Source organism: Sinomonas sp. P47F7 (assembly GCF_049332655.1).
Classification (GTDB): Bacteria; Actinomycetota; Actinomycetes; order Actinomycetales; family Micrococcaceae; genus Sinomonas.
This window is the reverse complement of the sequence record NZ_CP186327.1, coordinates 748,216-768,089: the sequence shown is the minus strand read 5'-3', so window position 1 is coordinate 768,089 and position 19,874 is coordinate 748,216. Positions and strand designations below refer to the sequence as shown.

The 19,874-nt window shown below is 71.4% G+C and carries 18 protein-coding genes and 1 pseudogene; 16 read left to right on the top strand and 3 right to left on the bottom strand.

What is annotated here, in order from left to right; translation table 11 throughout:
- The first annotated feature begins 7 nt into the window (after positions 1-7).
- From ACOKR1_RS03775 to ACOKR1_RS03760, 4 genes are all read left to right on the top strand, one after another.
- Entirely contained in the window at positions 8-1,189 is a 1,182-nt protein-coding gene (locus ACOKR1_RS03775; RefSeq protein WP_422935427.1) for a Gfo/Idh/MocA family protein, read from the top strand.
- Entirely contained in the window at positions 1,186-2,148 is a 963-nt protein-coding gene (locus ACOKR1_RS03770) for a PmoA family protein (protein ID WP_422935426.1), read from the top strand. The genes ACOKR1_RS03775 and ACOKR1_RS03770 overlap by 4 nt, the downstream gene beginning before the upstream one ends.
- Positions 2,145-2,867, top strand: a complete 723-nt coding sequence (locus tag ACOKR1_RS03765) for a cupin domain-containing protein (protein ID WP_422935425.1) — start codon at positions 2,145-2,147, stop codon at positions 2,865-2,867. The genes ACOKR1_RS03770 and ACOKR1_RS03765 overlap by 4 nt, the downstream gene beginning before the upstream one ends.
- 104 nt (positions 2,868-2,971) lie before the next feature.
- On the top strand, positions 2,972-4,027 hold the full coding sequence (locus tag ACOKR1_RS03760; protein ID WP_422935424.1) for a LacI family DNA-binding transcriptional regulator: 1,056 nt from the start codon (positions 2,972-2,974) through the stop codon (positions 4,025-4,027).
- On the opposite strand, the gene ACOKR1_RS03755 is transcribed toward ACOKR1_RS03760, so the two are convergent.
- Positions 4,024-4,353 carry a hypothetical protein gene (locus tag ACOKR1_RS03755; protein ID WP_422935423.1) on the bottom strand — a complete coding sequence of 110 codons (330 nt, stop codon included), beginning with the start codon at positions 4,351-4,353 and terminating at the stop codon, positions 4,024-4,026. The genes ACOKR1_RS03760 and ACOKR1_RS03755 overlap by 4 nt on opposite strands.
- Before the next feature lie 161 nt (positions 4,354-4,514).
- Between ACOKR1_RS03755 and ACOKR1_RS03750 the strand changes: the two genes are divergently transcribed.
- The 3 genes from ACOKR1_RS03750 to ACOKR1_RS03740 all read left to right on the top strand — a co-directional run bounded on the left by ACOKR1_RS03750 (position 4,515) and on the right by ACOKR1_RS03740 (position 10,398).
- Positions 4,515-5,918: a glycosyltransferase gene (locus ACOKR1_RS03750; RefSeq protein WP_422935422.1), complete on the top strand. Its 1,404-nt coding sequence runs from the start codon at positions 4,515-4,517 to the stop codon at positions 5,916-5,918.
- 65 nt (positions 5,919-5,983) lie between these two features.
- On the top strand, positions 5,984-8,197 hold the full coding sequence (locus ACOKR1_RS03745; RefSeq protein ID WP_422935421.1) for an ArnT family glycosyltransferase: 2,214 nt from the start codon (positions 5,984-5,986) through the stop codon (positions 8,195-8,197).
- A gap of 23 nt (positions 8,198-8,220) precedes the next feature.
- Positions 8,221-10,398: an ArnT family glycosyltransferase gene (locus ACOKR1_RS03740; protein WP_422935420.1), complete on the top strand. Its 2,178-nt coding sequence runs from the start codon at positions 8,221-8,223 to the stop codon at positions 10,396-10,398.
- A gap of 90 nt (positions 10,399-10,488) precedes the next feature.
- On the opposite strand, the gene ACOKR1_RS03735 is transcribed toward ACOKR1_RS03740, so the two are convergent.
- Positions 10,489-10,866: a glyoxalase superfamily protein gene (locus tag ACOKR1_RS03735; RefSeq protein ID WP_415857088.1), complete on the bottom strand. Its 378-nt coding sequence runs from the start codon at positions 10,864-10,866 to the stop codon at positions 10,489-10,491.
- A gap of 212 nt (positions 10,867-11,078) precedes the next feature.
- Here ACOKR1_RS03735 and ACOKR1_RS03730 point away from each other — a divergent pair, with 212 nt between their 5' ends.
- The 9 genes and pseudogenes from ACOKR1_RS03730 to ACOKR1_RS03690 all read left to right on the top strand — a co-directional run bounded on the left by ACOKR1_RS03730 (position 11,079) and on the right by ACOKR1_RS03690 (position 19,441).
- Entirely contained in the window at positions 11,079-11,705 is a 627-nt protein-coding gene (locus tag ACOKR1_RS03730) for a protein tyrosine phosphatase (RefSeq protein WP_422935419.1), read from the top strand.
- A 148-nt stretch (positions 11,706-11,853) separates the two neighbouring features.
- On the top strand, positions 11,854-12,426 hold the full coding sequence (locus ACOKR1_RS03725; RefSeq protein WP_422935418.1) for an RNA polymerase sigma factor: 573 nt from the start codon (positions 11,854-11,856) through the stop codon (positions 12,424-12,426).
- On the top strand, positions 12,423-13,175 hold the full coding sequence (locus ACOKR1_RS03720) for a hypothetical protein (RefSeq protein WP_422935417.1): 753 nt from the start codon (positions 12,423-12,425) through the stop codon (positions 13,173-13,175). Before ACOKR1_RS03725 ends, ACOKR1_RS03720 begins: the two co-directional genes overlap by 4 nt.
- A 236-nt stretch (positions 13,176-13,411) precedes the next feature.
- Positions 13,412-13,705, top strand: coding sequence for a DUF1540 domain-containing protein (locus tag ACOKR1_RS03715; protein ID WP_422935416.1), 294 nt, complete (start codon positions 13,412-13,414; stop codon positions 13,703-13,705).
- Positions 13,706-13,816: 111 nt separating this feature from the next.
- Positions 13,817-14,776 (top strand): annotated as a pseudogene (locus ACOKR1_RS03710) (IS481 family transposase).
- 205 nt (positions 14,777-14,981) lie between these two features.
- A complete protein-coding gene (locus ACOKR1_RS03705) occupies positions 14,982-16,271 on the top strand; it encodes an MFS transporter (RefSeq protein WP_422935415.1) in 1,290 nt (429 codons plus the stop codon).
- Positions 16,268-17,278, top strand: a complete 1,011-nt coding sequence (locus tag ACOKR1_RS03700) for a hypothetical protein (protein ID WP_422935414.1) — start codon at positions 16,268-16,270, stop codon at positions 17,276-17,278. Before ACOKR1_RS03705 ends, ACOKR1_RS03700 begins: the two co-directional genes overlap by 4 nt.
- A 108-nt stretch (positions 17,279-17,386) precedes the next feature.
- Complete coding sequence (locus ACOKR1_RS03695; protein ID WP_422935413.1) at positions 17,387-18,412, top strand: LacI family DNA-binding transcriptional regulator; 1,026 nt, start codon at positions 17,387-17,389, stop codon at positions 18,410-18,412.
- 30 nt (positions 18,413-18,442) lie between these two features.
- Positions 18,443-19,441 carry an aldo/keto reductase family protein gene (locus ACOKR1_RS03690; protein WP_422935412.1) on the top strand — a complete coding sequence of 333 codons (999 nt, stop codon included), beginning with the start codon at positions 18,443-18,445 and terminating at the stop codon, positions 19,439-19,441.
- A gap of 67 nt (positions 19,442-19,508) precedes the next feature.
- On the opposite strand, the gene crcB is transcribed toward ACOKR1_RS03690, so the two are convergent.
- Positions 19,509-19,874, bottom strand: coding sequence for a fluoride efflux transporter CrcB (gene crcB, locus ACOKR1_RS03685; protein WP_422936546.1), 366 nt, complete (start codon positions 19,872-19,874; stop codon positions 19,509-19,511).

The following is a 19,874-nucleotide window of genomic DNA, read 5'->3' as shown; positions in this document are numbered from 1 at the left end:
AGCAGCCATGACACCCACAAGCACTGACCCGACCAAGCCGAAACCCCTTCACTTCGCGATCATCGGCACGGGAGGCATCGCGAACTCCCACGCCAAGGCCCTCTCGGCCCAGCCGGGAATCGTCCTCGCCGCAGCCATCGACATCGATCCCGGGCGCTCCGCGGCGTTCGCCGAGAAATGGGGCATCGCCCACACCGCCGCGACGCTCGCCGAAGCACTCGAGAAGGCGGAGGTGGACGCCGTCGCGATCTGCACGCCGCCGTCGTCGCACGCCCCGCTCGCCCTCGACGCCCTCGGGCGCGGCGTCCACGTGGTGATCGAGAAGCCGCCGGCCCTCTCCCTGCGCGAGCTCGCGCAGCTGCGGGAGGCGGAGGCCGCCTCCGCGGGCTCCGTGAGCTGCATCTTCCAGCATCGCTTCGGCGCGGCCGCCGAGCGCGTTCGCGGCCTCGCCGAAAAGGGCGCGCTGGGCAAGCCGCTCGTCGGCGTGTGCAACACGCTGTGGTTCCGCGACCAGGCGTATTTCGACGTCCCGTGGCGCGGCAAGTGGGACGTCGAGGGCGGCGGCCCGACGATGGGCCACGGCATCCACCAGTTCGACCTGCTCCTGCACCTGTGGGGCCCATGGCGCGAGGTGACAGCCTTCGCCTCGAAGCTTGCCCGCCGCACCAACACGGAGGACGTCTCCGCCGCCGTCGTCCGCCTTGAAAGCGGCGCGCTCGTCACGGTGGTCAATTCGGTGATCTCGCCGCGCGAGTCCTCGGTGATCCGCCTCGACTACGAGAACGCGAGCATCGAGCTCGAGCACGTCTACGGCTACACGGACGCCGATTGGCGCCTGACCCCCGCGAAGGGGCACGACAAGCTCGCCCAGGAGTGGCCCGAGCTCGGCGAGCCGTCGCGGAGCAGCCACGCGGACCAGTATGCGGCGATCGTCGCGAGCCTCCGCTCGGGCGCCCCGGCCCCCGTGACGCTCGCGGAGGCGTCCGGGACGCTCGAGCTCGCGGCCGCGATCTACGCCTCGGCCCTGACCGGCAGGCCCATCACGAGGGGTGAGATCGCCTCGGGCAACCCCTTCTTCGAGCGCATGGACGGGCTCCTCGACCCGTGGTCGATCGACTCCGAGCCGGTCGCCGCGGATCCCGCCGCCGAGGTCGCCGCCGACGTCGCATCCGAGGAGGTCAGCGCATGAGCGCCGCACTCCCCACGTGGCGGCACGACGAAGAGGCCGGAACCGTGACCGTCACGCTCGACGGCACGGACGTGGCCGTCTACACGTACCGGGCCACGGATGCGCAGCGCGAGTCGCCGCGCCCTTACTTCCACCCGCTCCGCACCCGCGCGGGCGAGACCGTCACCGTGTTCCGCCCCCACGATCACCTGTGGCACAAAGGGCTCGCGTGGTCTCTCCCCCACGTGAGCGGCGAGAACTTCTGGGGCGGACCCACGTTCCGCCGCGACGAGGGCTACGTCCAGCTCAACAACAACGGCCGCATGGAACACACCGCGTTCACGGCGCTCGGGACGGCGGAGGACGGCCGGTTCGTCCTGATCCACGAGCTCGCATGGAGCAGACAGGACGGCACGCCAGTCGTCGCCGAGACGCGCACGGTCAGCGTTCTGCCGGCCGAGGATCCGAGTTCGTGGACGCTCGTGTTCGAGACCGACATGGAGAACATCTCGGGCGAAGACCTCCGCATCGGGTCTCCCACTACCGAGGGACGCCCGAATGCCGGCTACGGAGGCCTGTTCTGGCGCGGCCCGCGCTCGTTCACGGGCGGCACCATCGTGGGCCCGGGCGGCGCCACGGGCGAGGCCCTCCGAGGCACGCGGCACCCGTGGGCGGCCTTCGTGGGCCGGCACGACGAGACGGACGCGGCCTCGACGATCCTCATCGCGGACTATCCGGGCAACGGCCAGCACCCGCCCGAGTGGTTCGCCCGCAGCGAGCCGTTCGGATGCCTCGGACCCGCGCCGTTCTTCAGCGAGGAGGTCCCGTTCGGCGCGGGCGCGCACCTCGTCAATCGCTACGTCGTGGTGATTTCCGACGGCGCGGCGGATTCGCCGAGGCTCGAGGAACTCGCCTCCGCTGCCCAGGGCGCCTTCGACCGGACGACGGCGGCCGCGGCCTCGGGCGGGTCGGGCTCATGACCCACGGAACGCACGTCGGCTTCCCGGGTGGCACCGCGCTCACCCGAATCGACGTGTACGACTGGCCGGCGAAGGACGGCGCCGCGGGCGGAACGCCCCACCTCCACACCGCGTCGACCGAGGCCTACCTCGTGATCGGCGGGCGGGGTCGCGTCGAGACCCTCCGGCTGTCCGGCTACGAGGAGCACGAGCTCGAGCCCGGGGACCTCCTGTGGTTCAGCCCGGGAACGATCCACCGGCTCGTCAACCTCCACGAGCTCCAGCTCCTCGTCGTCATGACGAACGCGGGGCTTCCCGAGGCCGGGGACGCTGTCATGACGTTCGCCGCGAGCGACGTGGCCGACCCAGCACGGTATGCGAAGGCCGCGGCCCTCGACCCCGCCGACCCCGAGGGCTCCGCCCAACGACGGCGGGACGCGGCGCTCGCGGAATACGGCGTCCTCAAGGCGGCCGCGCGGAAGGGCGACTTCGGGCCGCTGCGAGAGTTCCAGGCGGGCGCCGCGAGGCTCGTCGCGCCGCGAGTTCCGCATTGGAAGGAGCTGTGGGAGCAGACGGTGCTCGCCGACGCCGAACGCACGCGGGGCTGGCTCGACGGCCTCGCCGAGGGCGGCGTCGAGCATTTCGCGAACGCGGCCGTGGTCCGCGCCGAACCGCGCGCGGCGCGCGGCCGCGGGATGTGCGGGCTGCTCCAGACGTGGAGCGACGGCCGGCAGGGCTGAGGCGCGCGTGCTGCCTTCCGTGCCGGCCCCGTCCGAGGGCGCGGCACGGAAGGCAGCATGATTAGATCGGGAGAACCGTCCGGGCAGAGAGCGAGGGTCAGAAGGTGAGCCAGGCCAGCGGCCCCACCCCCGCACACGCGTCCAAGCCGCCCACCATCTACGAGGTCGCGCGGCTCGCGGGCGTTTCGCACCAGACCGTGTCCCGCTACCTCAAGGGCAATGGCGGGCTCAAGCCCGCGACCGTGGTCAAGGTCGAGGGCGCCATGGCGGAGCTCAACTACTCGCCCAATCCCGCCGCCCGCGCCCTGCGCAGCAAGCAGGCGTACCGCGTGCTCGTCGTGGTCCCCGAGGGCACCCAGACCGTGCCCCCGCGCATGCTCCGGGGTGCCATGACCGCGGCCCAGGAGGCGGGCTACGTGCCCGACGTCGTGGCCGTAGAGAGCGCGACAGCGAGCCGCGTCCACCGCCTCCTCGCCCTCATCGCGAGCGAACGGCTGGCCGGCATCTTCTCGCTCGTGCCCCTCGGCGCCGCCGAGAAGCAGATCAACGCCGCCCACCCCGAGCTCCCGCTCGTCGTCGCCGGCGACTACGACGACGCGATGCACGCCCGCGGATCCCTCGCCGACGGGAGCGCCGCCGAGGAGATGCTCGAATACCTCGCCTCCCTCGGGCACCGCTCGTTCTACCACGTGGCGGGCCCCCGGCTGTGGACGTCTGCCGTCAACCGGCGCAAGAGCTACGAGAAGACGATCGCGCGGCTCGGACTGCACTCCGCGGGGACCGCGGCGGGCGACTGGTCCATGGCGTCCGGGTACAAGCTCGGGCTCAGGATCCCGCTCGACGACGGACCCGTCACGGCGATCTTCGCCGCCAGCGACCAGCTCGCAATCGGCGTGATCCGGGCGCTTCACGAGCGCGGCAAGCGGGTGCCGGACGATGTGAGCGTGTTCGGCTGGGACGACCTCGACGCCGGCAAGTACCTCGTCCCCTCGCTCTCGACCGTGAGCATGGACCTCGAGGCGCCGGGCCGCAACGGCATGCACGAGCTCATCTCCCGCATCCGCAACGAACCGAGCGAGGCGCAGCACTACGAGGTGCTCCCCATGAGGCTCGTTCTGAGGGAGTCGACGGCGCCGCCGCCGGCGCCCTCCGCGCGCTAGGGCTGCGCTTCGGCGCCGCGGCTACGGCGGCGATGCAAGAGGACGACGACGAGCCGCAGCACCGCCCCGAGGACGATCAGCGCGATCCCAAGAACGATCATGCCCCCGAACACGTGGGTCAGGTCCAGCGCCGCCGAGTGGCACGCGGCGGCCACGTCGGACGCGGGCGGGGTCACCTGGCCCACCGCCACTGGCCCGTAGGCGGTCGGGAACGCGGGACCGCAGCCTGTACCCGCAGGAAGTGTGAACCCGAGCGCTGCCCCGGCCAGCACGAGGCCGAGCCCCACCCAGGAATGCCAACGCGGGTGGTACCTGCGGATCGCCACCAGACCTCCAGGCTGTGCAGTTGTCAATGCCGGAATCATCATCCGCCCGGTAGAGCCGCTATGGCGAGCGCGGCGCCCGGGTCCAGAGGATTCCGCGGGTCACAGTAACGGCACAGCTTCGCGCTAATCCGAGCACATGCCGGGCCGGGAAAGTCATACACATGACGCTCACCGACCGCACCGGCTCCTATCCGGATCCAGCCTTCGAGGCCGAGGCTCTCGAAACCGGCGAGCCGTCCGCTCAGGCGGGTGGCGCCGTCGTCCTTTCGCTCGACCCGACCACCTCGACATCGCTTGAGGCCACCCACCCAACCCTCACCGACACCCCCACGCATCGCCCCGGGACCGCCCTCGACCTCGCGGCATTCCGCCGGGCCGGGATCCCGGTCCTCGACGTCACGATCCCCGTCTACAACGAGGAGAAGGACCTCGAGCCGTGCGTCCGCCGGCTCGACGCGTACCTCGAGACCCAGTTCCCGCACACGTTCCGCATCACCATCGCGGACAACGCCTCCACCGATTCGACTCTGCGCGTCGCCGAGCGTCTGGCGCGGGAGCTCGAGAGCGTGCGCGCCGTGCACCTCGAGGAGAAGGGCCGCGGCAACGCCCTGCGCCGCGTGTGGCTCGCATCCGATTCGCCCGTGCTCGCCTACATGGACGTGGACCTCTCGACCGACCTCAACGCCCTCGCCCCGCTCGTGGCCCCGCTCCTCTCAGGCCACTCGGACCTCGCGATCGGCACGCGGCTCTCGCGCTCCTCGCGCGTGGTGCGCGGGCCCAAGCGGGAATTCGTGTCCCGCTCCTACAACTTCCTGCTCCAGTCGCTCATGGGGGCGCGCTTCAGCGATGCCCAGTGCGGCTTCAAGGCCATCCGCTCCGACGTGGCCCAGCAGCTCCTCCCCCACACGCTCGACAAGGCGTGGTTCTTCGACACCGAGCTCCTCGTCCTCGCCGAGCGCTGCGGGCTCCGCTGCGCCGAGGTCCCCGTGGACTGGACGGACGATCCGAACTCGAAGGTCGACATCATGCGCACGGCGCTCGAGGACCTGCGCGGCATGTACCGCCTGACCACGGACACGGCCCGGGGGCGGATCCCCGTCGCGCAGCTCCAGGCGGCGCTCGCGCGCGGCCCGCTCCCGGCCGGCCTGCGCCCCGAGGAGGCCGGCCGCAAGGGGAGCCTGTTCGGACAGCTCGTGCGCTTCGGCGCGATCGGCGTCGCCTCGACGCTCGCGTACGCGGCGCTGTTCATCCTGGGCCGCACGTTCATGGACGCGCAGACCGCGAACTTCGTCGCGCTGCTCATCACCGCGATCGCCAACACGGCGGCCAACCGGCGCTTCACGTTCGGCGTCCTGGGGCGCGAGCGCCTCACGCAGCACCATCTCGAGGGGCTCATCGTCTTCGGGATCGGCTGGGCCCTCACGGCCGGGGCGCTCCTGTGGATGAATTCGATCCCGAACCCGGGACAGTGGATCGAGCTGACCGTTCTGACGATCGCGAACCTCGCCGCGACCGCCGTCAAGTTCCTCCTGTTCCGCCTGTGGGTGTTCCGCCGCAGGGCGTGACTCCCCCGCGGGATCGCGCCCACCCGACCCAGACTTCCCGTTGCGACCGAAAGGCCACCACTCCCATGACTACGTCCCTCGCCCCCGACGCCACTGCGGACCCTTCGTCCCTACCCTCCCGCCCGGGCACAGACTCCGACGCCCGCCGTCGCTCGCGCTCCGGCGGTGACTCCTCCGGAAGCCGGTGGCAGCGCCTCGCGTTCGGAGTGGACCAGCCGCGCTGGGTCCGCCCCTCCGCGTTCGGCCTCGTCGTCGCGAGCGCGTTCCTCTACCTGTGGAACCTCACGAACTCCGGGTACGCGAACTCCTTCTACGCCGCCGCGATCCAGGCCGGCAGCAAGAACTGGGTCGCCTGGTTCTTCGGCTCGATGGACGCCGGCAACGCGATCACGGTGGACAAGCCGCCGGCCGCGTTCTGGCTCCCGGGCCTCCTGGGCCGGATCTTCGGCTTCAACTCCTTCACGATGCTCCTGCCCGAGGCGCTCATGGGCGTCGCCGCCGTCGCCCTCATGTACGCAGCGGTCAAGCGCGTGAGCGGACCCGTCGCGGGCCTGCTCGCCGGCGGCGCGCTCGCCGCGACCCCGGTCGCGGCGCTCATGTTCCGGTTCAACAACCCGGACGCGATGCTCACGTTCTGCCTCGTCCTCGCCGCCTACTGCACGGTCCGCGCGATCGAGAAGGCCGGCTGGAAGTGGCTTGTCGCCGCGGGCGCGGTGATCGGCCTCGCGTTCCTCACCAAGATGCTCCAGGGCGTCATCATCGTCCCGGCCCTCGGGCTCGCGTACGTCTGGGCCGCGCCCACCACGCTGCGCCGGCGCCTCGTCCACCTGCTCGGCGCCCTCGGCGGCATCATCGCTGTAGCCGGCGCGTACATCCTCGCGTTCACGCTCACCCCAACGAGCATTCGCCCCTACATGGCCGGCTCGCAGACCAACAGCTTCCTCGAGCTCACGTTCGGCTACAACGGCCTCGCCCGCATCTTCGGCAACCGCGGCGGCGGCACCCCTAGCGGCGCCCCGGGCGGAGCGGCCGACGTCGGTGCTGCCGCGGGGCAGAGCGCGTTCGGCAACTTCGCGGGCGGTGGCGGCAACGGCGGCCCCGGCGGCGGGTCCATGTTCGGCGGCTCGGCGGGCATCCTCCGCATGTTCGGCTCGAGCTTCGGCACCGAGATCTCGTGGCTGCTCCCGGCGGCGCTCATCCTGCTCGTGGCCGGACTCTGGTTCACGCGCCGCGCCATCCGCACCGACCGCGTCCGCGCCTCGCTGATCATCTGGGGCGGCTGGACGCTCCTCACCGCCGCCGTCTTCAGCTTCATGACCGGCACCGTCCACCCGTACTACGCGATCGCGCTCGCCCCCGGCATCGCAGGAGTGATCGGCATCGGCGGCGCCGAGCTGTGGCGCGGCCGGGGCTACTGGCCCTCGCGCATCGTGCTCGCCGTGACCATTCTCGCGACGAGCATCTGGACGGCCGTGCTCTTGGGCCGCGACTCGTCGTGGCTCCCGTGGCTCAAGTTCGTGATCGTGGTCCTCGGTGTGCTCGCTGCGATCGGCCTCGTGGTCCGGTTCGACCGGCTGCGCCTGGGTGCGGTCTCGGTGGCCGTCGCCGCGCTCCTCGCGGGCGGGCTCGGCTCGACCGCCTTCACCATCGCGACCGCGTCGCAGGGTCACACCGGCGCGATCCCGACCTCGGGCCCGTCCGCCCAGGGCGGCTTCGGCAGCGGGGGCAACGGCGCCGGCTTCGGCGGATTCCGCGACCGCAACGGCTCCTCGACCGAGGGCCTGCCGGGCGGCACAACGGGCCTCCCGAACGGCACGACGGGCACCCCTGGCGGCACCATCGGCAGTGGCACCACCGGGGCTCCGGGCGGCACCACCGGCAGTGGCACCATCGGGGCCCCGGGCGGCACCCAGGCCGGCGGCCCCGGCGGCGAGACGAGCGCGTCGAGCGAGCTCGTGGCGCTCCTCAAGCAGACCACCACCAAGTGGTCCGCGGCGACGAACGGCTCGAACTCCGCGGCCAGCCTCGAGCTCGCCTCGGACACGAACGTCATCGCGATGGGCGGCTTCACCGGAAGCGACCCGTACCCGAGCCTCGACCAGTTCAAGGCCCTCGTGGCCAGCGGTCAGGTGACGTATTACATCGCGGGCGGCGGCATGGGTGGCGGCTTCGGCGGGCGCGGCGGCGCGAGCGACACCTCGTCCATCGCGACCTGGGTCCAGCAGAACTTCCAGGCCACCACGGTGGGCAACACGACCGTCTACAAGCTGGTGAAGTGATGACGGCGACGCAGTCTCAACCGGTGGTTGGCGCCGGCACCGGGGCGCCGTCAGAGGCCGTCGTCGCCTCCGACGGCTCCACGGCCGACGGCTCCGGCCGCTGGGCTCCTTCGTCGCCCTCTGACGCGGCTCTGCGCCGTCGCCCGCTCCGCAGCCTCGGTGCGCGCGGCACCCGAGCTGCGGCCGGAGCAGTGCGCCAGCGGGTTGAGCTGGCCGTGCTGTTGGTGGGCGTGGGGGTTCTGTATGTGTGGAACCTCGCCGCGAGCGGCTGGGCCAACGCGTTCTACAGCGCGGCGGCCCAGGCCGGGAGCCAGAACTGGGAGGCGTTCTTCTTCGGCTCCTCGGACGCCGCGAACGCCATCACGGTGGACAAGCCCCCGGCCGCCCTCTGGATCATGGACCTCTCGGTCCGGATCTTCGGCCTCAGCTCGTGGTCGATCCTCGTCCCCGAGGCCCTCATGGGCGTCGGCGCGGCATGGATCCTCTACCTCGCCGTCCGCCGGGCCGTGCGCCCCGCGACCGGGAGCGAGCGGGCCGCCCACGGAGCGGGCCTCGTCGCCGCCGCCGCGCTCGCACTCACCCCGATCGCGGCGCTCATGTTCCGCTTCAACAACCCTGACGCGCTGCTCGTACTCCTCATGACCGCGGCCGGCTACGCGACCGTCCGCTCGGTCCAGAGCGGCAAGGCCCGCTGGATCCTCTTCGCCGGCGTGCTCCTGGGCCTCGGCTTCCTCACGAAGCAGCTCCAGGTGTTCCTCGTGGTCCCGGGCTTCGCCGCCGCCTACCTGTGGGCTGCGCCGCACCGCCTGGGCCGGCGCCTCCTGCACCTGCTCGGCGCCCTTGGCGCGATGGCGGTCTCCGCTGGCTGGTGGATCGTGGCGGTCATGCTCACCCCCGCGGCCGACCGCCCGTTCATCGGCGGCTCGCAGACCAACTCGATCCTCGAGCTCACGTTCGGCTACAACGGCTTCGGCCGGCTCAGCGGCGACGAGGTCGGCTCCGTGGGCGGCGGCAACGGCTGGGGCCAGCCTGGCCTGTTCCGGTTGTTCTCCTCGACGTTCGGCGGCCAGATCGCGTGGCTCCTGCCCGCCTCGCTCATCCTCGGCGCCGCCCTCCTCTGGGTGGGGCGGCGGGCGCCGCGCACGGACGCCGTGCGCGCCTCCGTGGTGGCGTGGGGCGGCTGGGTGCTCGTCACGGGGCTGACGTTCAGCCTCATGCACGGGATCATCCACGAGTACTACTCCGTGGCGCTCGCCCCCGGCATCGCGGCCCTCGCGGGCCTCGGCGGCGGGATCCTGTGGCACCGGCGGAAGTACCCGGTCGAGGCCTCCGTGCTCGCCGCGGCGGTCGCGGCCGCGGGAATCATGGGCGTGGTTCTGCTCAACCGGGCGTCCGGGTTCGTCCCGTGGCTCGCGTGGGTCGTCGCCATCGCCGCGCTCGTGGCGGCCGCGGCGATCGTCGCGGGCGGCTTCGGCGTGCGGCTCCCCCGGCTCGCGGGACCGACGACGGCGGCGCTCGCCCTCGTCGCGGCCCTCGCCGGCCCGTTCGCGTTCACGCTCAACACCGTCTCGACCGCTCACTCGGGCGCAATCGTCTCGGCGGGCCCGTCCTCCGGTTTCGGCGGACGCGGCGGCTTCGGAGGCCCGGGCGGACAGGGCAACGGCCAGGGCTTCCTCGGCTTCTCTCAGACCGGGACGGGCACGGCTCAGGGCTTCGGCCAGACCGGCACCCAAAGCGGCCAGCCGGCGCCGTCCGCGGGTGGCCTCGGCACGGGTGGCCAGGGCACGAGCGGCCAGGGCAGTACAGGCGGCCCGGCCGGTGGCTTCGGCGGTGGACGCGGAGGCGCGGGTGGCCTCTTAGGCGCCACGACGCCGTCGTCCGCTCTGGTGACCGCGCTGCAGACTGACGCCTCGAAGTACACGTGGGCGGCCGCCGTCGTCGGTTCGAACAACGCCGCAGGCTACCAGCTCGCCACGCAGCTCCCGGTCATGGCCATCGGCGGCTTCAACGGCACGGACCCCGCGCCCACGCTCGCGCAGTTCCAGCAGCTCGTGAAGGAGGGGAAGATCCACTACTTCATTGCGGCGAGCCTCATGCAGGGCTCCACGGGCTCGAACGACGCGCAGCAGATCGAGCAGTGGGTCGAGGCCAACTTCCAGGCGCAGACCATCGGCAACGCGACGGTCTACGCGCTGGGGTAGCCAGCTCGGGCAGCTAGACGTATTGAAGTCCCCTTCTCGCTCGAGAAGTTCCCCCGAAGAGAACTCCCCGAACGAGAAGGGGACTGCTCCTTACGCGTTCTGCTTGTACGGCATGTACTGCACGGCCCACTTGTTGCCGTCGGGGTCCGTGAAGTAGACGAAGTGTCCCCAGTCCTGGATGTCGATCTCGCTGCAGTCCACGCCGTTGCCCTTGAGGTGGTCGTAGGCGGCCTGGATGTCGTTGACCACGAGCTGGAGGCTCGGAGCCGTTCCGGGAGGGGCGTCGTTGAGCCCCTCGCCGATCGCGATCGAGCACCCCGAGCCGGGCGGCGTGAGCTGGACGAAGCGCAGATTCTCGTTGACGCGCTCGTCGTAGTCGGCGTTGAAGCCCACCTTGTTGACGTAGAAGTCCTTGGCCCGATCGACGTCGGACACGGGCACGAATACCAGTTCAAGCTTCCATTCCATGGCCCCAACGCTAGAAGCGGACGGGGCTGGCGGGTAGGCCTCACGGACCCCCTGCGGACAGGTTGTGTCCGCAGCAAAAGTGCCGGAAGAAAGAGCCAGAAAAAAATTCGTGCCTCCCGCGTGACTTTCCTCGAAGGCGGGTCGGTTAAGGCGACGTAGGGCCGACCGCGGCGGTCCTCCCAACCACTTCGACCCTTCCTGAGGAGCTCTCCATGTCCGTCTTCAGTGTTCTCGCTTCCAGCAAGCTTGCCGCGAGCGCGATCGCCGTCGGCGCCATCGCCGTTGGCGGTGCCGGCACGGCTGCTTACGCCAACGCCCTCCCCACGCCGGTCCAGCAGGCCGCGCACAACATGATCGGCGCCCCGTCCCCCAACGTGGACTCCACGGTGGCCAACGGCACCGCGACGGCTCAGAAGGCGGCCGGCCAGGCTGCCTCGGCCGCTCCGTCCACGCCGGCCCTTCCGTCCGCCCCGGCCGCCGCGCTCCCGAGCACGCCGGACCTGAGCGCCGCGAACCTCGCGAACCTGTGCCAGACGTTCGTCAAGGGCGGTCTGACCGCCGGCTCGGTGGACCTCAAGAACCTCACGGCCGCCGCGCACGGTGACGCCAACGTCTCGTCGTTCTGCTCAACCACGCTGTCCGCGGCCGGTGCCAACGGCTCCGCTCAGGCCGGCGCGAACGTCTCCGCCGGCGCCGACGGCTCCGCGACCCTCCCGTCGCTGCCCTCGGTTCCGGCCGTCCCGGCGCTGCCGTCCACCCCGGCCCTCCCGTCGACCCCGGCCCTCCCGGGTGCGGCTTCGGGCCTCACGGACCAGGCCACCAACGCGGTGCGCCCGTAACACCCTCGCCGCCAAACTGAGGTAGGCTGGCAAGTCGTTTCTGGGGGCCCGGCCCACTCCGGGCCCCCACCGGCCAGCACGAGACCGGCGGCTGCACGCCCTGACGAGGGCACGGTGCGCCGGACAGAATGCCAGAAAGGTAGACCGCTTGGAGCAGCAAGAGGAGACCTTCCGCGAGAACCCCTCTGTGGATTCTGGCGATCAGGCCGAACTCTTCACCGCCGCCTACCGAGCGTATTCACCGTCTGTGCTCGGCTATCTGCGTGCCCGGGGCGTCGACGACCCCGAGGCCATCACGCAGGACGTTTTCCTCTCGCTCTATTCGCGCCTCTCCCCCCAGAGCACCGGGCCCGGCCTCAGGGGCGGGCTCGACGGCGCCAAGGCTCTCCTCTTCACGATCGCCCACTCCCGAACGGTCGATCATTACCGCCGCCGCGAGCGCACCCCCACGCTCGTCCCCCACGATCCGGAGTCTGATCCCCGGACCACCTCGCTCACGGCGGAAGAGGCAGCCCTCGCCGGAACCGGAGTCCTGAGCCTGCTCGACGGGCTCACCGAAGATCACCGCGAAGTCCTGCTCCTGCGGGTTGTGGCGGATCTATCCATCGAACAGTCCGCCGACGTCATGGGCCGGACCACGGGCGCCATCAAACAGCTTCAGCGGCGCGCCTTGGACGCGCTCCGAAGCCAAGCTCTCATCACAGAACAGAGCCACTCATGAACCCGACACCCGATCCCGAAGATCTCCTGGTGATCGAGCAGCTCCTCGCGGACACCGAGCCTGAGGACGCCGAGGACCTGCGTCCCCTGCTCGAGGACCTCCGTTCGTTCGCGCACGCCGGTCCCGTCGAGCCGAGCCCTGCCGTCGCGGCACTCCTCCTTTCCGGCCCCGGGGCCGCCGAACCCGCTGCCGCGCCGACCGAAGCCCTGACCGCCGTGCACAGCGTCGCCGAGGCCGGCCAGGCGAAGACCATTTCTCTCGACGCCGTCCGCGCCTCGCGCGCCGCCGATCAGGGCGCCCGGCGCAGCGCGGGCCGCCCGGCGCGCCCCGGACGACGCCGGTCACTCGCCGTCGCGCTGGCCCTCACCGGCGCGATCGGCGCCGGAACCGCCGCCGCGGCTGCCGCGGACGAGGGCTTCCGCTCGTCGCTCAACGAGGGCGTCTCGACGGTCCTCGGTGTCCTCACCGGCCATGTCCCTGCCCCGGCCCAGCGGACCCCGCGGCCCCGGCCGTGCCCGCGCAGCAGCCTGCGGCGCCGTCGAACGTCCAGCAGCCCGCGGAGCCGAGCCACGCGGCGACGCCCGCCCCGCCACGACCCAGCAGGCCCCCGCACCGGCGGACCCCGCGCCCACCTCCTCGCAGAAGGCCCTCCCGCTGCCGAGCCTCGGCGCTCCGTCCCTGCCGGTGCCGCTTCCGCAGCTGCCCACGAGCCTCCCCAGCCCCTCAACCCGCTAACACCGCTGCACTAGGGGCCGGCTCGACCGTCCGTTTCCTCGGCCCAACCGTCCCCTCAAGGCACGACCGTCCGTGAAAGCAGACGGCCATGCCTCGTACAGACGGTTCAACGATGGTGAGGGACGGTTGAGTGGCCGGGTCGCCGCTCCAAGCCGATCAGCAACGAAACTGTGCGGTATTCACCCCTCCCGGACCGGCATCGACCGGGCGTAGGGTCCTGTTCACTGCCAGTCGAGCTGAGGAGAGAGCCATGACGCTTCAGGTGACGGAAGTATCGACCTGTTCCGTTGACAACTGCGCGTTCAACCACGAGCACGAATGCAACGCCTACGCCATCACGGTCGCGGGCACCGCGGACCACGCGAGCTGCGGGACCTTCATCGACACTTCCGCGCTCGGTGGCCTGCCGAAGGTGCTCGCGCACGTCGGAGCCTGCCAGCGCAGCGAGTGCGTGCACAATGAGCACCTCATGTGCAATGCGCACGACGTGCGGGTGGGCCCCGGCGCGGACGCCGCGGACTGCCTCAGCTACGAGCACCCCTGAGCGCCTAGCTGTACCCGGCCAGGACGTTGGTAGCGGCGAGCCTGTTGAACGAGGGAGAACCTCCGAGTGGGATGTGGCTTGTCTAAGGCCCACTCCGACTCGGAGGTTCTCATGTCCCACGGTAGTGCCCGGCTGACCGTCCATGGTCGCCGGTTGATCGTCGAACGTCATCAGGCGGGCTGGGCGCAGGCCCACATCGCCGCTGCGATGGGTGTGTCCCGGAAGTGCGTGAAGACCTGGATCGACCGCTATGCCGCCGAAGGCGAGGCAGGCCTGGCCACACGCTCGTCGCGGCCGCACACGATGCCGACCAGGACCGGCGGGGAGGTCGAGCAGAGAGTGCTGGCTGCCCGCGCCGAGCACCGCGAGGGCCCCGACGTGCTCGGGCCGAGGTCGGGTCCCGCCGGACGGTCTCACGCATCCTGCGCCGCCACGGCGTGCCGTACCTGCGCCAGTGCGATCCGATGACCGGTGAGGTGATCCGTTCATCGAAGCAGACCGCGGTCCGCTACGAACGGCAGCGGCCCGGCGAGCTGGTGCACATGGACGTGAAGAAGATCGGCCGCATCCCCGACGGCGGGGCTGGCGGGCGCTGGGCAGGGAGGCGACCGTGGACCACAAGCACAAGAAGGCCCCGATCGGCTACGACTACGTCCACTCGCTGGTCGATGACCACTCCCGTCTCGCCTACAGCGAGATCCTGCCGACGAGAAGGGCCCCAGCTGCGCGGGCTTCCTCGAACGCGCGATCGCTTACTTCGCCGCCCACGGGATCACCCGGATCGAGCGACTGATGACCGACAACGCGTGGGCCTACCGGTACTCCCTGCGGGCGCCGTGCGCCGAGCACGGCATCATCCAGAAGTTCATCAGGCCCCACTGCCCCTGGCAGAACGGCAAGGCCGAAAGGCTGAACCGTACCCTCGCCGCCGAGTGGGCCTACCGCCGGGCCTACACCAGCAATGACCAACGAACAGCCGCCCTTGCGCCATGGCTCGAGCACTACAACACTGAACGCTGCCACAGCGCACTCGGAGGAAAACCCCCGATCAGCCGACTGCGACCAACCTGATGGCCGGGTACACCTAGCCCGCGGTGGGCGGGACGATCCGCCCGCCGCGAGCCGCCGAAGACTACTTGTCTGACCGGGTCTGCGCGAGCGCCACGATTCGAGTACAGGCAAGTGTGGCAGCCGATCGCCAAGGCTTGGGAGAGTTGATCCACCGGCGCCCCCGGACGGGGGCGCCGTGTGGGTGATGGCGGCGATTGGAGCTGGCATGTATCTCTCCCTTTCGGACTGGCGCAGCCGCAGGGTCGAGCCCGGCAAGGGTGCCGCTCCCCCGTTCAAGCTGGCCCCGGTGATCCTCGCTCTGGGCGTGGTGAGCCTGCTGACCGACGTCTCCTCCGAGTCGGTGGCCTCGATCCTTCCCCTGTACGTCACGGCGTCCCTGGGGTTGTCGACGATCGCCTACGGGTTCGTGGACGGGCTCTATCAAGGCATCAGCGCCACGGTCCGGATCGCCGCGGGGTGGACGGCCGACCGCGTGGGCAGCCAGAAATGGGTCGCGTTCGCCGGCTACGGCCTCTCCGCCGTGGCGAGGATCGCCCTGCTCGTTGCTGACGGCTTCGGCTCGCTGGCCTCGGTCATCGCCGTCGACCGCTTCGGCAAGGGCATCCGCACCGCGCCGCGGGACGCCCTCATCAGGTTCGCCGCGCAGCCCGAGCACATCGGCCGCTCGTTCGGGGTGCACCGCATGCTGGACACCGTCGGCGCCGCGCTCGGGCCGGTGCTCGCGTTCGTGATCCTCCTCGCGATCCCCAACGGCTACCGGGTGGTCTTCATCGCCTCGCTCGCCTTCGCGATCATCGGCGTCGCGGTCCTGGGCCTCTTCGTGCCCAACGAACGACGGCGGCATCCGGACACCGTGCCGAACACCGCGCGACCCAGCGCTGCGGCCCAGCCAGGCGCCGCGCCGCAGTCCCGCCCCCGCTGGCGGGACGTGAACACGCCGGAGATGCGGCGGCTGCTCCTCGTGGCCGGGGTGCTCGGCCTGCTCACGGTCGGCGACGGCTTCCTGTATCTCGTGCTGCAGTCCCGGACGGCCTTCGCGGCGGAATGGTTCCCGCTGCTCTACGTCGGGACCAACGTGGCCTATCTGCTCCTGGCCATCCCGATGGGTCGGCTCGCCGACAGGTGGGGCCGGACCCGCGTCTTCCTCGCCGGGCACGGTGCGCTGCTCGCCGCATATGTCTGCGCCGTCCTGCCCTGGGCGGGGCTGCCGGCCACGGTGGGCACGCTCGTGCTCCTGGGCGTCTTCTACGCGGCCACTGACGGGGTGCTCGCCGCCCTCGCCGGCCTGCTCTCGCCGCATCAGTCTGCGGCGAGCGGCATCGCGGCCGCGCAGACCGTCGTCGCCGTCGCCCGCCTCATCGCCTCGACTGGCTTCGGCCTGCTCTGGTACGCGATGGGCAGCCAGGCGGCCCTGTGGCTCGTCGCCGCCGGGCTCGCGCTCGCCCTGCCCTTCGCGGTCGTGCTGCTCCGGACGGCCCAGAAGGTCACCGCGTGACCACCAAGACCCGGAGCATCGTGCTCGTCGTCGTGATCCTCCTGGCCCTCGGCGGGGCGGGCGGCTACGGGGTCTGGGCCTATGCCCGGTACCAGGAGCAGTCCCGCGCCCCGTCCGAGGTCCCGGTCGCCTCCGCGGCGCCGGCGGGTCCGGTGATCTTCTTCCGCAACACGGCCTCCGGGCAGGGCCAGGGCATGGTGGCCACGGTCCCCGCGAGCAGCCCCCGCGGATCGCGGACCCTGACCGCCCAGGCCTGCGACCGCGTCGACGTCGCGGCCGGCCGGCGAATCTGCCTGCACGCCCAGATCGGCCTCGGCAACGGCACCGACGAGGAAATCCTGGACGCGGACTGGCACCTGCTGCGCACCCGGACCCTCGCCGGGGCGCCCAGCAGGGCGCGGCTTTCCTCCGACGGAACCCTGGCCGCCTCCACCGTGTTCGTCACGGGCCGCGCCTACTCGAGCGCGTTCTCGACCGCGACGGAGATCTCCGCCACCGACGGCTCGAGCCTCGGGAACCTCGAGAACTTCACCATCGACGTCCCCGGCACCACGCTGGCACCCCAGGAACGCAACGTGTGGGGCGTGACGTTCGCCAAGGATGGGGACACGTTCTACGCGACCGTTGGCTCCGCCGACCGGAACTGGCTCGTTCGCGGCAGCATCAAGCAGCGGACGCTCACCGCCATCCACTCCGGGGTCGAATGCCCGTCACTCTCGCCCGATGGCACCCGGATCGCCTTCAAGATCAAGTCGCCCGACCCGAATCAGCCCCTCGTCAGGCTCCTCGCCGTCCTGGACCTCACGACCGACCAGGTCACGCGCCTCGCGGAGGCCCGCAACGTCGACGACCAGGCCGAGTGGCTCGACGATTCGACCATCCTCTACGGGCTGGCCCGCGGCGCCCCGATAGGAGACAGCGACGTCTGGTCCCTCCCCGCGGACGGCAGCGGCGCGCCCACGCTGTTCATCGAGCACGCGTGGTCCCCGGCCGTCGTCCGCCAGTAGTCCGGCCGGGGCCGGGGAGGCAGGCCGGGGAGACTGGCCGGGAGCGCGGATCGGTCCACTTTGCGCAAGCGCTTGCGGTGCCGACCCCGTGCTCGTTAGGCTCGTCACATGTCCGTTTCGGTCCAGAGCGTTGCCGAGCGCGCCGGAGTCTCGATTTCCACCGTTTCCCGCGCCCTCCGCGGCGTAGCGGGGATCTCGGAGGCGACCCGCAAGCGCGTGCGAGATGCTGCCGACGAACTCGGCTACGTGACCTCGCCGAGCGCCTCCCGCCTCGCGACGGGCCGCACAAGCACCGTCGCCATCATCGTCCCGCTCCTCGCAAAGTGGTTCTTCGCCGAGGTGATCGCCGCAGCCGGGCGGGTCCTGAACCGCGAGGGCTACGACGTCCTCCTCACGGAGCTGCCCACCACCCAGGCGCGGGCGGAGTTCTTCACCGCGCCGCGCCTGCACGGGCGCTCCGACGGCGCCCTCGTCGTCGCCCTCCAGCTTGAGCCCGGTGAGCTCGCGGCGCTCGAGGCTCAGGGCCAGGCAGTCGCGCTCGTCGGCTCCGAGCGCGGAGGGACGTCCTCGGTTCGCGTCGATGACCGGGGCGGCGGCCGCGCCGCGACGCGCCACCTGATCAACCTCGGCCATGAGCGCATCGCGTTCATGGGCATGCGCACCGCCCCCGGCTCGACCCTCGGCGGCGTCCCGCCGGCGGAGCGGCTGCTCGGCTTCCGCGAGGCCCTCGCCGAGGCCGGGTTGCCTCAAGACCCGGCGCTCGAGCTCGAGGTCGAGAACACGGTCGACGACGGCGCAGCCGCCATGGCCTGCCTTCTCACCGCGGCGGAACCGCCGACGGCGCTCGTCGCCTCGTCGGACGAGCTCGCCTTCGGGGCACTCGCCACGCTGCGCCGCGCGGGCCTCGACGTCCCGCGGGACTTCTCCGTGGTCGGCTACGACAACCACGAACTCGCCGGCGCCGTCGGCCTCACCACGATGGACCACGGAGTGACCGATCAGGGCCGGCTCGCCGCGGAGTCCCTCGTCGCAGCTCTTTCGGGGTCCCCCGCAGCCGTCGGCCGGATCGACCCCTGCCTCGTGGTGCGCGGCTCGACCGCCCCGCCGCGCCGCCTCCGCGCGGGCACCTCCTGACTTCTACACCTGACCAACGAAGGGAATCCCATGGAATACCGCAAGCTCGGAAACTCCGGCATGTACGTGAGCGAGATCGCGTACGGCAACTGGATCACGCATGGCGAGCAGGTGGACCAGGACGCCGCGACCGCGTGCGTCCGCGCCGCGCTCGACCTCGGCATCACCACGTTCGATACAGCCGACGCCTACGCAGGCACCCGCGCCGAGACCGCGCTCGGCGAGGCCCTCGACGGCGTCCGCCGCGAGGGTCTGGAGATCTTCACCAAGGTCTTCTTCCCCACGGGCGAGGGCAAGAACGACCGCGGGCTGTCCCGCAAGCACATCATGGAGTCGATCAACGGCTCGCTGCGCCGGCTCCGCACCGACTACGTGGACCTCTACCAGGCCCACCGCTACGACTACGAGACCCCGCTCGAGGAGACCATGCAGGCCTTCGCGGACATCGTCCATGCCGGCAAGGCCCACTACATCGGCGTCTCCGAGTGGACCGTGGACGAGATCCGCCGCGCGGCCGCGCTCGCGAAGGAGCTCGGCATCGGGCTCGTCTCGAACCAGCCGCAGTACAACATGCTCTGGCGCGTCATCGAGCCCGAGGTCGTCCCGGTGAGCGAGGAGCTCGGGCTCGGGCAGATCGTCTGGTCCCCGATTGCCCAGGGCGTCCTGACCGGCAAGTACGCGCCCGGCGCAGGGGCCCCCGCCGCGTCGCGGTTCTCCACCGCGGACGGCGGGACCAAGACCGAGCACCGCTATATGCAGCCCTCCGTCCTCGAGCGCGTCCAGGACCTCCGCCCGCTCGCCGACGAGGCCGGCCTCTCGATGGCCGCGTTCGCCGTCGCTTGGGTCCTCCAGAACACGAACGTCTCCGCGGCGATCGTGGGCGCCTCCCGGCCCGAGCAGCTCAAGGACAACGCGACCGCGGCCGGCGTGGTCCTCGACCCGGGAATCCTGGCCAAGGTCGACGCGGTCCTGGCCGACGTCGTCGTGCGGGACCCGGCCAGGGTCGAGTCCTTCCTCAAGCGCCCCTGAGCCGTCCCTCGGTCGGCCCGTCGCCGCCAGCCGTCGTCCCGGAGTGGCACCAAGGCGGCGACGGGCCTCAGAGCACCGCCGCGAGCAGGAATCCCGCCCAGGCCGCGAGCAGGGCCGTGCCCAGGGTGCCGAGCGCGTTCAGGGCCGCGGTTCCCGGCCTCTTGGCCTGGACGAGGCGGATGGTTTCAACGCTCGCGGTGCTGAACGTCGTGTAGCCGCCGAGGAACCCGGTGCCCGCGATGGCGAGCAGCCCGGAGGGCGCCCCGCGCAGGGTCGCCCCGGCGAGGAGGCCGAGCAGGAACGAGCCGGAGACGTTGATCAGAATGGTCCCTACGGGCAGCGCCGTGCGCGCCCTGGCGCGGACGAGTCCGTCCACGACGAAGCGCGCGGCGGCCCCGACGCCTCCGGCAACGCCGAGGAAGATCACGGTCAG

What these genes read in the sequence shown, in the direction of transcription:
- ACOKR1_RS03730 (WP_422935419.1), top strand. Translation starts at nt 11,079, where the DNA reads ATGTCCGTCTTCAGTGTTCTCGCTTCCAGCAAGCTTGCCGCGAGCGCG.
- ACOKR1_RS03775 (WP_422935427.1), top strand. Translation starts at nt 8, where the DNA reads ATGACACCCACAAGCACTGACCCGACCAAGCCGAAACCCCTTCACTTC.
- ACOKR1_RS03745 (WP_422935421.1), top strand. Translation starts at nt 5,984, where the DNA reads ATGACTACGTCCCTCGCCCCCGACGCCACTGCGGACCCTTCGTCCCTA.
- ACOKR1_RS03690 (WP_422935412.1), top strand. Translation starts at nt 18,443, where the DNA reads ATGGAATACCGCAAGCTCGGAAACTCCGGCATGTACGTGAGCGAGATC.
- ACOKR1_RS03705 (WP_422935415.1), top strand. Translation starts at nt 14,982, where the DNA reads ATGTATCTCTCCCTTTCGGACTGGCGCAGCCGCAGGGTCGAGCCCGGC.
- ACOKR1_RS03735 (WP_415857088.1), bottom strand. Translation starts at nt 10,866, where the DNA reads ATGGAATGGAAGCTTGAACTGGTATTCGTGCCCGTGTCCGACGTCGAT.
- ACOKR1_RS03750 (WP_422935422.1), top strand. Translation starts at nt 4,515, where the DNA reads ATGACGCTCACCGACCGCACCGGCTCCTATCCGGATCCAGCCTTCGAG.
- ACOKR1_RS03765 (WP_422935425.1), top strand. Translation starts at nt 2,145, where the DNA reads ATGACCCACGGAACGCACGTCGGCTTCCCGGGTGGCACCGCGCTCACC.
- ACOKR1_RS03715 (WP_422935416.1), top strand. Translation starts at nt 13,412, where the DNA reads ATGACGCTTCAGGTGACGGAAGTATCGACCTGTTCCGTTGACAACTGC.
- ACOKR1_RS03695 (WP_422935413.1), top strand. Translation starts at nt 17,387, where the DNA reads ATGTCCGTTTCGGTCCAGAGCGTTGCCGAGCGCGCCGGAGTCTCGATT.
- ACOKR1_RS03720 (WP_422935417.1), top strand. Translation starts at nt 12,423, where the DNA reads ATGAACCCGACACCCGATCCCGAAGATCTCCTGGTGATCGAGCAGCTC.
- ACOKR1_RS03770 (WP_422935426.1), top strand. Translation starts at nt 1,186, where the DNA reads ATGAGCGCCGCACTCCCCACGTGGCGGCACGACGAAGAGGCCGGAACC.